Source organism: Undibacterium sp. RuRC25W (assembly GCF_049339825.1).
GTDB lineage: Bacteria > Pseudomonadota > Gammaproteobacteria > Burkholderiales > Burkholderiaceae_D > Undibacterium.
In genome coordinates this window covers 1-15,764 of record NZ_JBMPPD010000014.1, presented here as the reverse complement: position 1 = coordinate 15,764, position 15,764 = coordinate 1, and the positions used below count along the sequence as shown (strand labels likewise).

The 15,764-nt window shown below is 46.8% G+C and carries 10 protein-coding genes; 4 read left to right on the top strand and 6 right to left on the bottom strand.

The window, feature by feature from the left end:
* Window positions 1-8: 8 nt before the first annotated feature.
* The 6 genes from hydA to ACO0KV_RS08410 form a co-directional block, all read right to left on the bottom strand.
* Window positions 9-1,436 carry a dihydropyrimidinase gene (gene hydA, locus ACO0KV_RS08435; RefSeq protein WP_423041768.1) on the bottom strand — a complete coding sequence of 476 codons (1,428 nt, stop codon included), beginning with the start codon at window positions 1,434-1,436 and terminating at the stop codon, window positions 9-11.
* 123 nt (window positions 1,437-1,559) lie between these two features.
* Entirely contained in the window at window positions 1,560-3,035 is a 1,476-nt protein-coding gene (locus ACO0KV_RS08430; protein WP_423041766.1) for an NCS1 family nucleobase:cation symporter-1, read from the bottom strand.
* Between the two features lie 322 nt (window positions 3,036-3,357).
* A complete protein-coding gene (gene preA, locus ACO0KV_RS08425) occupies window positions 3,358-4,638 on the bottom strand; it encodes an NAD-dependent dihydropyrimidine dehydrogenase subunit PreA (RefSeq protein ID WP_423041764.1) in 1,281 nt (426 codons plus the stop codon).
* Window position 4,639: 1 nt separating this feature from the next.
* The gene (locus ACO0KV_RS08420) at window positions 4,640-5,998 is read right to left on the bottom strand and encodes an NAD(P)-dependent oxidoreductase (RefSeq protein ID WP_423041762.1); all 1,359 of its coding nucleotides are present in this window, start codon (window positions 5,996-5,998) and stop codon (window positions 4,640-4,642) included.
* A gap of 139 nt (window positions 5,999-6,137) precedes the next feature.
* Complete coding sequence (locus ACO0KV_RS08415; RefSeq protein ID WP_423041760.1) at window positions 6,138-7,637, bottom strand: CoA-acylating methylmalonate-semialdehyde dehydrogenase; 1,500 nt, start codon at window positions 7,635-7,637, stop codon at window positions 6,138-6,140.
* Window positions 7,638-7,691: 54 nt separating this feature from the next.
* Window positions 7,692-9,002 (bottom strand): aspartate aminotransferase family protein, encoded by a 1,311-nt coding sequence (locus ACO0KV_RS08410; protein ID WP_423041758.1) that lies wholly within the window; start codon window positions 9,000-9,002, stop codon window positions 7,692-7,694.
* A gap of 223 nt (window positions 9,003-9,225) precedes the next feature.
* Between ACO0KV_RS08410 and ACO0KV_RS08405 the strand changes: the two genes are divergently transcribed.
* From ACO0KV_RS08405 to ACO0KV_RS08390, 4 genes are all read left to right on the top strand, one after another.
* The gene (locus ACO0KV_RS08405) at window positions 9,226-10,698 is read left to right on the top strand and encodes a PLP-dependent aminotransferase family protein (protein ID WP_423041756.1); all 1,473 of its coding nucleotides are present in this window, start codon (window positions 9,226-9,228) and stop codon (window positions 10,696-10,698) included.
* The gene (locus ACO0KV_RS08400; RefSeq protein ID WP_423041754.1) at window positions 10,691-11,338 is read left to right on the top strand and encodes a TetR family transcriptional regulator C-terminal domain-containing protein; all 648 of its coding nucleotides are present in this window, start codon (window positions 10,691-10,693) and stop codon (window positions 11,336-11,338) included. Before ACO0KV_RS08405 ends, ACO0KV_RS08400 begins: the two co-directional genes overlap by 8 nt.
* A gap of 700 nt (window positions 11,339-12,038) precedes the next feature.
* Entirely contained in the window at window positions 12,039-13,598 is a 1,560-nt protein-coding gene (locus tag ACO0KV_RS08395) for a sensor histidine kinase (protein WP_423041752.1), read from the top strand.
* A gap of 111 nt (window positions 13,599-13,709) precedes the next feature.
* The gene (locus ACO0KV_RS08390) at window positions 13,710-15,290 is read left to right on the top strand and encodes a DUF3369 domain-containing protein (RefSeq protein ID WP_423041750.1); all 1,581 of its coding nucleotides are present in this window, start codon (window positions 13,710-13,712) and stop codon (window positions 15,288-15,290) included.
* Window positions 15,291-15,764: the final 474 nt, after the last annotated feature.

The window sequence follows — 15,764 nt, the reverse complement described above, 5'->3', positions numbered from 1 at the left end:
CTTTTGCATTAGGCAAGTTTGGCGTTGTGACGCATTTTATTGAGTGCGCCAAACATCGCTGAAAATGACGGTCGTTTGACGTACTGACCTGCGCCACGTTGCGCCATGAGTTGTCCTTCCTTGAACACCAATTTGCCACGGCTGATCGTGTACATTGGGACACCTTTGACAGTGCGCCCTTCAAAGATGTTGAAATCGCCCTTTGAAAACTGTGTTTTGGCAGACAAAGTTTTGCTGGCCTCACTATCCCACAATACGATATCGGCATCGGCACCAGCGACGATCACGCCTTTACGTGGATAGATATTAAAAATCTGCGCGCAATTGGTTGATGTCACCTTCACAAATTCTGAAGGCGTCAAGCGACCAGAATTCACGCCGGCATCCCACAACACCATCATGCGTTCTTCAACGCCGCCACAGCCATTGGGGATCTTAGTAAAATCATTGCGACCGACAGCCTTTTGATCAGCGCAAAACGTACAATGATCAGTTGCAGTGGTATGCAAGTTCCCCCCCTGCAAACCTTGCCATAACGCTTGCTGATGCGAACTGCTGCGGAAGGGAGGACTCATCACATGCCCAGCTGCCTGGGCAAAGTCTGGATGCTGATAGACGCTATCATTGACCGTTAAATGTCCGGCTAAGACTTCACCAAACACACGTTGCCCGCTCGCCCTCGCGCGCGTGATAGCATCGAGAGATTCCTGGCAAGATACATGGACGATGTAAAGCGGTGTATTAAGGACATTCGCAATCGCTATGGCGCGCTGCGCTGCTTCACCTTCGACCACAGGTGGGCGAGACAAAGGATGCGATTGAGGCCCCGTCTGTCCTTTTTTGAGTAGTTCCTGCTGCAAGAGATAAACCAGCTCGCCGTTTTCTGCATGAACGGTGGGAATAGCGCCCAGTTCTACCGCTCGGGCAAAACTCTTCACTAGAATTTCATCATCTGCCATGATCGCGTTTTTATACGCCATGAAGTGCTTAAAACTATTGACGCCGTGTTCATTGACCAAGGTGCCCATGTCGGCGTGGACACTGTCGTCCCACCAAGTCACGGCCACATGAAATGAATAATCTGCGGCAGATTTCTCTGCCCAGCCGCGCCACGTCTGAAAGGCATCCATCAGTTTTTGCTGCGGATCAGGAATGACAAAGTCAATGATACTAGTCGTGCCACCCGCCAGACCTGCTGCTGTGCCGGTGAAAAAATCATCCTGCGTGACGGTTCCCATGAAGGGCAACTGCATGTGGGTATGCGGATCAATACCACCAGGCATCACATACAAACCATCAGCATCAATGATTTCTGCACCAGTTGGTGCAACCAAGTTCTCACCGACGGCGATGATCTTGCCTTCATCACATAAGACATCTGCGAGAAATTCACGATCAGCATTCACGACCGTTCCACCACGTATCAATAGACTCATCATTACTCCCGGATTCATCAAGCCCAACAGTTTCAGAGTGTCATGATCACGCTTAAAAATGCATGATCACTACGGTGCTATCGCATCACTACACAACCCAGCGTCTTTGCAGAACACACGCTATCAGGAGGCTATTTTTTCAACAACAACGAGATTTGTTTTACCTTGCATCAGACAGAAATACACCACACCAGATAAAGCCATCCCCACGAACCAGGCGTAGGTATAGATTGTTTTACACAGTTCCGGAATAGCAGGAAAAGCGGCAGGGAACGCCGCATTCAGAAAACCCGGAATATTGGGCACCACACCAATAAGGAAGGCTACAACGGCGACCATGTTCCAGCCATGACTGTATTGGTACTGACCTTTCTCGTGATATAAATCATCGACCACGATGTGTGTTTTACGGATGAAGTAATAATCGATAATCAAGATGCCTGCGATGGGTCCGAGTAAAGCAGAGTACCCAATGAGCCACGTAAAAATATACCCTTGTGTCGTTTCCAGAATCTTCCATGGCATCATGACCAGCGCGATGCCTGCTGTGATGTACCCACCTGTTTTATAAGAGATCAGTTGCGGATTGAGCGCTGAAAAATCATACGCTGGCCCCACGAGATTGGCTGCCAGATTCACTGACACGGTATCGATCAGCAACACGACCAAAGCAATCAAGACTGCCGCACCACTCATGCGACTAGCGAGGTCAACCGGATCCCACAGGGCTTTACCATACAACACCACCGTGGCAGAAGTCACAATCACTGCCAGCAAAGCGAGTAAGCCCATCGGCGCAGGCAAGCCAATTGTTTGTCCTAGCACCTGATCTTTTTGTGATTTAGCGAAGCGTGTAAAGTCAGGAATGTTCAATGCGAGCGTGGCCCAGAAACCGATCATCGCAGTTAATGACGGCCAGAAAGTGCTCCAGAATTGACCCGCTTTTTTACCGCCTTCAATAAATTGCGATGGTTGGTCGAGGATAGGACCGAAACTACCTGCTTTGTTATACACCCATCCCAATAATACAAAACAGATCAGGATCTTTAAGGGTGCGGTGTAGGTTTCTAATTGGCGGATGGCTTCCATGCCATGAAAGATGTACCAGAATTGGATGCCCCAGAAAATCAGAAAACAGATCAGTTGAGCAGCATTAATACCCAGACCGTCAATTTTATCGCCGCCAAGCGGATGTCCAAGCAAGACACCGCCAAGGGTATAAATCATTTGCCCGCCGAACCAAGTCTGAATGCCGTACCAACCGCAAGCGACAATCGCTCGCATCAACGCTGGCAATCTTGCACCACGGACACCAAACGAGGTGCGCGCCAATACCGCATACGGAATCCCATATTTAGCACCTGCATGACCTATCAGTAACATCGGAATGAGGACAATCGCATTGGCGATGAACACGCAGATGACCGCCTGATACCCTGACATACCACCTTCGATCAGACTTGCTGCGAGCGTATAAGCCGGAATGCACATCACCATCCCAACCCACAGTGCGGCAAAGTGATACCAGCGCCAAGTACGTTGGGCCGCAGACGTCGGCGCTAAGTCCTCGTTCCATAGTTGACTGCTTTCGGTATGCATATATTTCCTCTAGATAGTTGTATTGAAAACCTTGCCCCTAACTAACCACAATTACTGCCAGCACGATGAATAACGACTAGCAATCTTTATTCCAGAAATAAGGGGAGTGTTTTTTGTGTTTTTATTGGTTGAGCCTTTGCACAACATGTCCTGAACAACCGCATTCAGGGTACGCTTGAAAAGCCATATTTTATTTTTCGAACTCAAGAATTAACAATAACAAAAACCCAACTATATTCATATCGATTTCAGCGCGATCTTCCGCTTATTGTTCACCTCTGCTTGAAGTAAAAAATCATCAGAACACACCTATCCCAAGAACCTATTCTGCTTTGGCAACCGTACGCGGGTTACGTGGGTCCTGCGTCCAGTTCATATAGGGCTTGCCAGTGGCTTGTGGCACCATGGTGATACATTGTTCAACCGGACAAGTGATCTGACATAGGTTACAGCCAACACACTCTTCAGATTTCACTTCATAGCGCCGTCCGCCATCGGCACTGATCAATTGAGCAATCGACTGATGTGATGTATCTTCGCAAGCGATATAGCATCGACCACACTGGATACACTTATCCTGATCAATTTCCGCAATCACCTGATAATTCATATCTAGGTATTTCCAGTCGGTGGTATTGGCGACGGCCTTACCAGCGAAGTCACTGATACGTTCGTACCCTTTCTCGTCCATCCAGCGAGATAAGCCATCGCTCATCTCTTTGACAATCCGGAAACCATGTAACATCGCCGCGGTACAGACCTGTACTGAACCCGCACCTAACGCTAGAAATTCTGCCGCATCACGCCAGTTGCCAACACCACCGATACCAGAAATCGGTAAGCCTTTTGTCGCTGGGTCACGGGCGATCTCTGCGACCATATTAAGTGCGATTGGTTTGACCGCACTGCCACAATAGCCACCATGCGTACTTTGTGTACCGACGATAGGTCGTGCCACCATGTGATCCAGATCGATCGATGTGATGGAATTAATTGTATTGATCAGCGACACCGCATCCGCCCCTCCTGCTAGAGCAGCACGCGCTGGGATACGGACATCCGTAATGTTTGGCGTCAGTTTGACGATGACCGGTAAGGAACAATATTTTTTACACCAGCGGGTAATCATCTCAACGTATTCTGGCACTTGTCCTACGGCTGCACCCATACCCCGTTCTGGCATCCCATGCGGACAACCAAAATTGAGTTCGATGCCATCAGCCCCCGTGGCTTCCACCAGCGGCAGCACCCGCTTCCAGCTTTCTTCTTCACATGGAAACATCAGAGACACAATCATGGCGCGATCGGGCCAGTCTTTTTTTACCTGGGTAATTTCTTGCAGATTTAATTCCAGGCTGCGATCAGTAATCAGTTCAATGTTATTAAAGCCGATCACTTCACGATTCTTGCCAAAATGTGCCGAGTACCGTGAAGAGACATTCATTGGTGGTGGATCTTCACCCAGTGTTTTCCAGACCACACCGCCCCACCCTGCTTCAAAAGCACGAATGACGTTATAGGCTTTATCGGTCGGTGGCGCAGAAGCCAGCCAGAATGGGTTAGGCGCTTTTATGCCTGCAAAATTGATGGAGAGATCCGCCATATCACACCTTCGCTTTCAAGTCGTCATTGATTGCCAGCGCCGCCAGCTTACCGTGTTGCACAGCTTGTACTGTCAGATCCAGCCCAGAAGCAATACAGTCACCACCGGCATAGACCTTGGATAAGCTTGTGCGATAGTACTCATCGACCCAGATTTTATCTTTGTCGCGTTTGACTTCATGAGCGATCGGATCGCTTAGACTTGCCTTATCAAAACTCTGGCCGATCGCTTTAAAAATGGCTTGTGCTGGGATATCTATCGTCTCCCCCGTTGCCTGCAATTGGCCGTCGACTTCATGGGTTTTCTCAAAACGCATTCCAGCGACGTTGCCAGCCGCATCCAGCAGCACTTGTTGCGGCTGCGCCCAGGTAATAATTCTGACCTGATTCGCTTTAGCGATCGCTTGCTCATGGCGTGTCGCCGACATATGTGCTGCACCACGGCGGTACACCAGCGTGACTTGTTGCGCACCCAAACGGGCGATCTGCACTGCCATATCAATCGCGGTATTTCCTGCACCAATGACGATACAGTGTATCGGGATGGGCAATTGTGAGAGATCTTCGGCTTGTCTCAGTGCGTATATATAATCAACCGCAGGCATCAGTCCGAGCGCATCTTCACCTGTGAGCCCAAGCTGGCGGCTTGTGCCCAGACCTAACCCTAAGAATACCGCATCGTAATCCTGGCGGAGCTGTTCTAGATGAAGATTGTCACCAAGGATTTGTTCATGACGAATGGTGATACCACCGACTTCTAACAAGAAAGCGACTTCACGTTGGGCACTATCGCCAGTCAATTTATATTTGGCAATGCCGTATTCATTCAAGCCACCGGATTTTTTGTGCGCTTCAAAGATCACGACGTCGTGACCTAAAGTCGCCAGCCTGTGTGCACAAGACAAACCAGCAGGTCCTGCGCCGACGACAGCGATTTTCTTTCCTGTTGCTGGGGCCCTAGTGAACGGATGATGCTCAAAGTGCATATGGTCGAGCGCATAGCGTTGCAACAAACCAATTTTTACGGGTGCACCTTCATGATCATGATTGCGGACGCACGCATGTTCGCAAAGTACCTCGGTTGGACAAACACGGGAACAACTCGCACCTAAAATATTTTGCTGCAAAATACCTTGTGCTGCGCCATTTATATTGCCAACGGCGATGTTCTGAATAAAGCCTGGCACATCAATTTCAGAAGGACAGATACGGGTGCAAGGCGCATCGTAACAATACAAACATCGTTCACTCTCGATCACTGCCTGTCGATGATTTAGTGGTGGATTGAGGTCACTGAATTGCGCGGCCAGATCTTTCTGGGACGTTTGTGTTGCGGTGAGATGTTTCAGGGCTTCCAACATAGGTGGCTCCAATAAATCGAGATACTGTCAACAAATAAAATCCCACGCCGCGTGAATTCCAGACTTACGCAACGAACAACCGAATACAAGAAAAAATAACAAAAGGCGCAGCCTTCACTGCGCACTCAGGTCATGAGAGTTATTTCATTTGCGGGAAAGAAAATTCCGCTCCCTTAGACATGCTGTCAGGCCAACGCTGCATGACCGCTTTGACTCTAGTGTAAAAACGGACGCCTTCTGGGCCGTAGATATGATGATCGCCAAACAGACTGCGCTTCCATCCACCAAAACTATGAAAGGCCATTGGCACAGGTAATGGTACATTGACACCCACCATACCAACTTCAATCATGCGCACAAACTCACGCGCTGTGCCACCATCGGCAGTGAATACGGCAACGCCATTACCGTATTCATGATCGTTAATCAATTTCGCAGCAGCCGCCATATCAGGGACACGGACCACACACAATACCGGCCCGAAGATTTCTTGCTGATAAATACTCATCTCTGGCGTAACGTGATCAAACAAAGAACCACCAGTGAAGAAACCTTGCTCGCAGCCAGGAACAACATAATTGCGGCCATCGACCACCAGCTTTGCACCTTGCTCCACGCCTTCAGCAATCAACCCTTCGATGCGTTGTTTGGCAGCATGGGTAATCACTGGCCCCATTTCTGCGCCGTCAACTAGACCGTTATTGATTTTGAGTGACTTAACACGTGCGGCCATCGCATCCACCAGCGCATCAGCCGCTGATCCGACAGCGACAGCGACTGAAATAGCCATACAGCGTTCACCTGCAGAGCCATAAGCCGCACCCATCAACGCGTCGACAGCCATATTGAGATCCGCATCAGGCATGACGACCATATGATTTTTTGCGCCACCCAAGGCCTGTACCCGCTTGCCGTTAGCGCAGCCACGTGCATAGATGGCTTGCGCAATCGGCGTAGAACCAACAAAACTAATCGCCTTGACGTCTGGATGATCAATAATGGCATCCACCACTGCTTTATCGCCTTGCACGACGTTGAACACACCTTTTGGCAACCCCGCTTGTTGCAACAGTGTGGCATGCAATAAGGATGCCGAGGGATCGCGTTCAGATGGCTTCAGAACAAACGTATTACCGCAAGCCAATGCCACCGGAAACATCCACATTGGCACCATGACCGGAAAGTTAAACGGTGTAATCCCAGCGACCACACCCAATGGCTGACGCATACTGCATGCGTCCATACCTCGGGCGATCTGATCTGAATATTCCCCCTTGAGCAATTGAGGAATCCCAATCGCGAACTCCACAACCTCAATACCACGCGCCACTTCGCCACGAGCATCTGCCAGTGTTTTGCCATGTTCTTTGGTCAGTAGATAGGCAAACTCGTCGACATGCTGATGCAACAGTTGAAGGTAGCTCATCAGAATGCGTGAGCGGCTCAGTGCGGGTGTATTGGCCCAGGATGGAAAAGCCTGCTTCGCAGCAGCGACGGCGGACTTCACTTCTTGCTCAGTACCGAGCGCAAGCTGCCCTTGTACACTCCCACATGCCGGATTAAAAATATCAGCAAATTGTGTGTCGGGACGTTGGTATATGTCGCCGTTGATGTAATGATGAACTTGATAGTGGCTCATGTCAGTAAGTTGCATTTCAGTGCATTTTTAAAATTGATCAGAATGTCGCTGGAATCAATCAGCCACTTTCAGAATCTCTGTCAGCTTTCCGAATAACTGGTCGATGTGTTTTTTCTCTAAAATAAGCGGTGGCGACATCGCGATGATGTCTCCGGTGGTACGAATCAACACCCCCTCAGCAAACGCTTTTTTATAAACTGCCATCGCGCGGGCGCCGACTTTGCCTGGGATCGATTCCAGTTCAATCGCAGCGATCAAACCAACATTGCGCAGGTCAATCACATGCGGTAGGCCTTTGAGTGAATGCAAGGCATCTTCCCAATATGCCGTCATACTTTGTGCGTGTTCCAGCACTTTTTCTTCTTTAAATACCTTCAGCGATGCCAGACCTGCTGCGCAAGCTAATGGATGACCTGAATAGGTATAACCATGGAAAAATTCAATGCCGGCCGGACTATCAAGCAAGGTATCGTAAATTTTATGGTGGCTAAAGACAGCCCCCATCGGCACAACGCCATTGGTCAGGCCTTTAGCTGTTGTCATCAGATCTGGTCGTACATCAAAGAAGTCAGATGCAAACGGTGTTGCCATGCGGCCAAAACCCGTAATCACTTCATCAAAAATCAGCAAAATACCGTGTTTGTCGCAGAGTTCCCGCAGACGTTTCAGATAACCTTTCGATGGCAAGATAACGCCTGCAGATCCAGCTAAAGGTTCAACGATGACGGCAGCAATGGTCGACGCATCATGGAGCGCGACTAAACGTTCTAATTCATCAGCAAGGTGCGTGCCATAGTCTGGCAAGCCACGTGTGAACGCATTTTTTTCTAGGTTGTGGGTATGCGGCAGGTAATCGACACCCGCTAACAGAGTACCGAATTGCTTACGGTTGGCTGGTAAGCCACCAATGGACATCCCACCAAAGCCCACACCGTGATAACCACGCTCACGACTGATAAAGCGGGTGCGCTGCGACTCACCACGAGCACGATGGTAAGCGAGGACCATTTTTAATGCTGTATCAACCGCCTCGGAACCCGAGTTGGTATAAAACACTTGTCCGAATTTATGTCCGCTGTACTCGATCAATTGTTCAGCCAGTTCAAACGCAGCGGGATGTCCCATCTGGAATGCTGGTGCGTAATCGAGTGTTGCAATCGCCTCCTGTACCGCTTTCACAATCGTAGGATGTGAGTGTCCGAGTGGCACACACCATAATCCGGCTGTGCCATCCAATATTTCACGGCCCTGCTGATCGCGATAGTACATACCTGATGCGGAGGCGACCACCCTTGGCGCTTCTTTGTAGTCGCGGTTGGCTGTGAATGGCATCCAATATGAATTGAGCTGTTGCTTGCTGAGCATGTGTTTCCCCTAAAAACGATTTACCAAGTGGTAAAAATATGTTGAAATCCTAGATAAGCATAGGCAAGGACAACATATACAGCCAGCAAAATTTCATCCAACCGTACAGTTTTTTTGAGCAATACAGTTCCAAAGCAACAAACAACGCGACAAACTGGGGAGGACCATTTTGTATCAACCCAGTAACAATGAAAGCGTACGGCAAGTAAAATCGGAGAAAAATATGGAAGCGCTAAACGATGCAGGAAATGAAGAAATTACCATTGACAGCGCGACCGACTGGCCACAGCTTACACTGACCCGTCGCTGCCAAGCTAGCCTGGTAGATCAGATCGTGCATGAAGTGACCCATCTGGTGCGTCAGAATCAGTTACCTACTGGGAGTAAAATGCCTTCGGTCAGGCAATTCGCCAAGTGCAATGCTGTCAGCACGTTTACGGTGGTGGAATCTTACGAGCGACTCATCACCTTGGGATTACTCAGTTCACGACGAGGTTCAGGCTATTTCGTCACTAAACCCAATATTCCTCCCCTCCCCTTACAACAAGCAGAAATGACGACGACGGTCGCAACGTCAACGATTCTCGATGCGTTAAGTCCTGACCTCTATTCTGGTGTATCGACGGCATTACCAGTCGGTTCTGGTTGGTTGCCGCCGGAATGGTATGGTGACGACATATTGCTCGATGCGTTAAAACAATCGATGCGTATCCCGACTCAACGATTACGCGGCTACGGCAATCCATTGGGTTTCCCAAGCCTGCGTCAGCACATGGCAAGCCAGTTATCGCAGGATTTATTCAGCGTTGATGCAGAACAAATCCTCCTGACAAACGGTGCGACGCACGGATTTGATCTGATCCTGCGCACCCTATGTAAGCCGGGCGACTGCGTGTTTGTCGAGAATCCTGGCTACAGTAACTTGCTCTCCTTAATTCGTCATCATGGCTGTATTCCTATCGGTATTCGCAGAGATGAAAATGGCCTCGATGTCGAAGGATTATTAGAGCAAGCCGTTCTGCATCAACCAAAAATCATGTTCGTCAACACAGTGTTGCAGAATCCGCTGGGTACGAGCCTCAGTCAGAGTCACTCGCATCGTTTGCTAGCCCTAGCGGAACAGTTTGATTTCTGGTTGGTAGAAGACGATATTTATCGTGAACTTTGTCCTCGACCGGAGCCATCACTGGCTGCGATGGATGGATTGCGCCGCGTCATTCGCGTCGGTAGTTTTTCAAAAACCTTATCGCCTACTTTGCGCGTTGGCTCCATCTGTGCTTCGCATTCGCTGATCGGCGAGTTACTTCGCGTCAAAATGTTGGCGGGTCTCACGACTTCCGAGATCAATGAACGCGCAGTATTACATGCGATTAGTTCACGGCTTTACCGACGCATGATAGAAAAACTCAAACGCCAGCTCGATACGGCACGAAACAATACATTATCGGTGTTGCACGATGTCGGCATGACACTCTTAGCAGAGCCTCGCGGTGGCATGTTTGTCAGTGCTGGATGGCGACAATCACAACGTCACGCCAGTGATATCACCAGGCAAGCATTGAAGGCAGGAATCATCCTAGCACCGAATGATTTTTTTTCCAGTGAACCGCAAAGTTATCCGTGGTTTCGCTTCAACATCGCATACGGTGACAGTACGCAATTACGTCAATTTCTTGGTGGTATTGAACATGGATAAACGAGTTGAAACAGTCATCAGTCCACGTGATCAAATCGAGGCCAAAATTTTACAATCGGCAACAGAAGTTTTTTCAGAATTGGGTTTTGCCGGTGCCTCTGTGGCTGGCATTGCAGAGCGTGCCGGGATCTCCAAGCAAAACCTCTTGTACTACTTCGCTAACAAACAAGTGCTGTACCACACGGTACTTGATCAGGTGTTAGATCAGTGGCTCGAACGCATGGTCATACTGGCAGATGAACGACAAGAACCCGAGCAATTATTACGCAGCTACATTAAGGAAAAATTGCGCTTCTCACGCGAACAGCCGCATGCATCACGAGTCTACGCGATGGAAGTGATCAGTGGCGCCCAGACCTATGCTGAAAGCATGCGTGAAAAAATCATTCCTCTACTAAAAAAAGACATCGCCGTTTTTGAACAATGGATTTCCCAAGGAAAAATTGCTACCGTCAATCCAACGCATCTCCTTTTTTTGATCTGGGCGATGACGCAATCGTATGCGGATTTTAGTGTTCAAATGACGCTGGTACTAGGACACGCACCATTAAATGAGGGTGACTTCAGCGAAGCAGAAAAACTCATCAGTGAATTAATTTTGCATCGTTTGCAATGTTCTCAGCGAGCCGCCTCAAACTGATGATGACACCTATCCTACTAAGATAAGATTTCAATTTAATATTATTTTTGACGCTTTTTCTCTTTACCATTTCACTTTTTTCATCATTCAAAAAAACAAAAAAATAAAGTCTCCTACTCGAAATCCATAGAAAAAATAGAGTACATAGTTCTGCGAGACAAAAAATAATCTATCAGGAAAATTAAAATAAAATCTACGCTAGAAACTTTGATTAAAAACGATGAATATTTTTTCGCAAAATCGTCAAGGTAAAGTAGAGCAACGATCAGTAATGAGTGCATTCGTTAGAAGTCAATCTACTATTAATATTGCCTCATCGACGACTTATCGATGTTGGAAAATGATAACTCCCTGATCAAATCAAACCTTGCATCACGAAGACTCTTGCGCCAAACTAATATATAAAAAAGAACATAAATAAATTACTGAATAAGACAACATAGACATAGCTCGAAATATGAGCGCGTACTTTTCGCACTTTGCGCAATTTGCATGTTTTTTAGACAAAAATAAACCAGCGCGTAATCGAAAAAAAGTAAGTTCTAGCAGAGGCCAACGACAGACACGGGCAATGCACATAGGACTCACTCAACAGATGAGATAAGATCTCAAAGAAGATTCGAACAAGCTGCACTTGATAAGCCAAACTCTTTTTGTTGGCTTCTAAGAGGTCGTACAATCCATACAGAGAAAAAGGCCTATGTACTCACTTCGTTTCCGCCTGACTTCAATTTTCGTCCTGATCGTCACTGCGACGCTCGTCGGCTTTGGGATTTATAAGTATACCCACCTCTCAAATGAGCTAGAAAAGAATTTTAAAGAGTATCAGAAAAGGGTTATCTTCCGCCTGGCAACGTCGCTTCCGCCAACGCTATGGAATATGGATGAATCCACAGCGGAAATGATTATCAAAGCGGAAATGCAAAATCTTGATATCGGTCAAATTGATGTCTACTCCGCAGAAAAACCCAACACTAGTTTTGTTAGCGTGACAAATTCCAGGGGCGGTAATTCGCTTAAGTCTGATCATATGAATGCGAGTAAATATATGATTAAGACGATACTTTTTTCTGAGAGCGCCCAAAAAATCACTCCTCAAAGTGAGCCCATATCGCAAACTCTTGGAGAGCTTGTTGTCACATTCTCTCATGACAACATAGACGAAAAATTAAGTGATAGTTTAATGCTGTCATTCATACAAATTTTTATCCTTGATGTCATCTTAATCATCGCACTCACACTGAGTTTGAAAGTCGTCTTTGACCCTATCCAACGCTTGCAAAATGCACTTTTTGAACTCAGTTCGCATGATGTCGCATCTGCAACCGAGTTGTCTGAGTCTAAAAGTTATGAATTTGGAAAAGTCATCAGAGGCTTTAATCTGGTCTTACGTAACTTAAAAAATATTATCCAATTACAGCAAGAGGCAGAAGCGCTCGCCTTAGCCTCTGAAAAACAAACAGCAGAGGCTTTCAGCAATCTTAAAATTGCGCAAAAATCGCTGATTCAATCTGAAAAATTAGCTAGCCTCGGAAGTCTGGTAGCTGGAATCGCCCATGAAATTAACACACCTGTCGGTGTCATTTTAACCAGCGCATCCGTACTAACAGATGCCAGTATTGAGATCAATAAAATGATGGTCGGTGGATCAATTAAAAAATCAGACATGAACGCTTACCTGGCAACCGCGACAGAAAGTTCTCGATTAATTATGAGTAATGCAGAGCGCGCAGCCCATTTAATACAAAGTTTTAAACAAGTGGCTGTCGATCAGACTAGTGAACAGCGACGAGAATTTGAACTGAATGAATTTTTAAATGATCTGCTCACAAGCCTGAATCCAACCTTACGTAAGGCACAAGTAAAAATTGATATTTCCACGCAAGAAAAAATTATGATGGATAGTTATCCAGGACTTCTTGCACAAGTCATTACTAATTTGACGATGAATGCCATCACGCATGCCTTCCCCGCAAAGTCTACAGATAAAATTTTTATCAAATTCCATTTATCTAACGAATTAGTTTATTTAGATTTCTGGGATAACGGTCTAGGAATCGCAGAAGAATTTTTAGATAAAGTTTTCGAGCCTTTCTTCACAACAAAACGCGGTCAGGGCGGCACGGGTTTGGGTCTAAATATTGTCTTTAATATTATTAGCAAACAACTTTTGGGGAGCATCACCGTACAAAATCATCCAGACCAAGGTGCCTTGTTCTGCATTTGTATCCCACGCGTCACACAACAATTAGCGATATAGCGCTTACAGAGTCAATTTTTTATACGAAGTGAGGTAGGATGATTAGGAGACTTATCTGATCTGCATTCAACACATCGTTCAAACAAAATTACAGTATTTCAAGAGGCTATCATGCAAGACATCATCGACAACGATAATTGGCTCGAGGACGATAGCGACGCAACGGATATAAATCCCTCGAACTATTGGCGTATCCTCATTATCGATGACGAGCCGGATATTCATGCTGTTACGCGACTAGCTCTCAACAAAGTAACCTATAAGGAGCGTGAGTTAGAAATCCTTTCCGCGTATTCAGGTGCAGAAGGCTTCGAAATACTTTCCAAAGAAACAGACATTGCAATGGTCTTGCTCGATGTTGTGATGGAAACTGAAGATGCAGGATTGGCTCTGGTTAAAGATATCCGCGAGACACTAAAAAATGATCTGATCCGTATTATTTTGCGTACCGGACAACCTGGTCAGGCCCCGGAGCAGCGTGTCATTGTCGATTACGACATTAATGATTACAAACTCAAAACCGAACTGACATCGCAAAAAATGTTCACTACCGTCATCTCCTCATTGCGTGCCTATGAGGGACTCAAAACAATAGAAACTAGCCGACGCGGACTAGATAGAATTCTTGAGGCGGCAAGCAATTTGTATCGGGTTGAATCTTTAAAAGAACTCGCGTCTGGTGTCCTCACTCAAATCGATGGGATTCTTAATTTCGGTACAAATGGCATTTTATGCCTGATGGATTCCGATAAAGAAAATGGTAACTCTATGCCATTGGTGATTGCTACTTCTGGAGAATCTACCGAACTCTTAACCCAGAAAGCTCTCGACGAAAATCACCCGTGGGCGGCACTGATACTAAATTGCTTTAGAGAAAAGAAAAGTATTTATTCGAACGAACTAGACGTACTTCTGATACAAACGTCGCACGGTCGCCATTTCGCTATTGCCTTCCGTTCATTGAGAAATTTGAGCGAAATTGAGCGCAGCCTGCTCACCGTTTTTTGTGACAGAATCGCCGCTGCTTTTGATAACTTGCATATGTTTGATTTGCTTAAAACAACGCAAGAAGCGACCGTCATTGTTCTTGCTGATCTCGCAGAGTCACGTGATGCAACGACAGGTGGGCATGTGCGCAGAGTCTGTCGACTGACCGAAGCAATTGCAACGGAACTAAAAAATGCTCATAAATTACCTCCAGAAATAGATGCTAATTTTCTGGCATTTGTGGGGATCGCTAGTATTTTGCATGATGTAGGTAAAGTAGGTATTCCTGATGCCGTGCTGCTCAAGCCAGGCAAACATACACCAGAAGAACGCATCGTCATGGAGGGGCACGCACTCATCGGAGAAACTGTGCTTGCGAGAGCCGCACATATGGTCGAGGGGGTTAGCAGCCTGAGTATCGGCGCTCAGATTGCTGGTTGCCATCACGAACATTACGATGGCAATGGTTACCCACGCCGATTAAAGGGCAATGACATTCCTTTTGCTGCGCGCATTGTCGCTGTTGTTGATGTCTTTGATGCACTGCTGCACGCTCGTCCCTATAAACAGCCTTGGCCACTAAAAGAGGTCCTGACTTACCTCGAAGAACGTAGCGGGAAACAGTTTGATCCCGACATCGTCTGGGCGATTACTCATTTTGTGAAAACAAAAAATCCAGATTGGATTATTGCAGAGGGGCATTAAACCAGATAAGTTTTGCAAAGATAGATTGCCATACTAACCGCTCAAGGATCAATTTATTGATCTCCACGATAGTGATATTTTCCGTATTAAGCACAAGCTACCAAGCGACTAATTTTTTGTGATGAATCAAAACCTAAAAGCGATTAGCATTAAAATCAATTCAACAAAAAGACACTCCGCAGTGAAAAAGCACCCCCTACGCCTCTCATCAAGCAGGGTAGATAGCGCATACCCGTCCCGCTCTCCTACACATCGACATCAAGATAACGAACTCACGCTGCACAATAAATTATTAATAAGACAACATCAGGCAACGTCATTAAATGAAAATGACGGTTGATAAAGTTGGCGAATTCTAGGATGAAGTGCAATTTATGAACGGTACCGGTTAATGAGGGCAAGATGCGATAGCATTTGTGCCTTTTTGACCGGCCAGTCGAAATTGCATAATGAACTACACACATCTCACCCAAA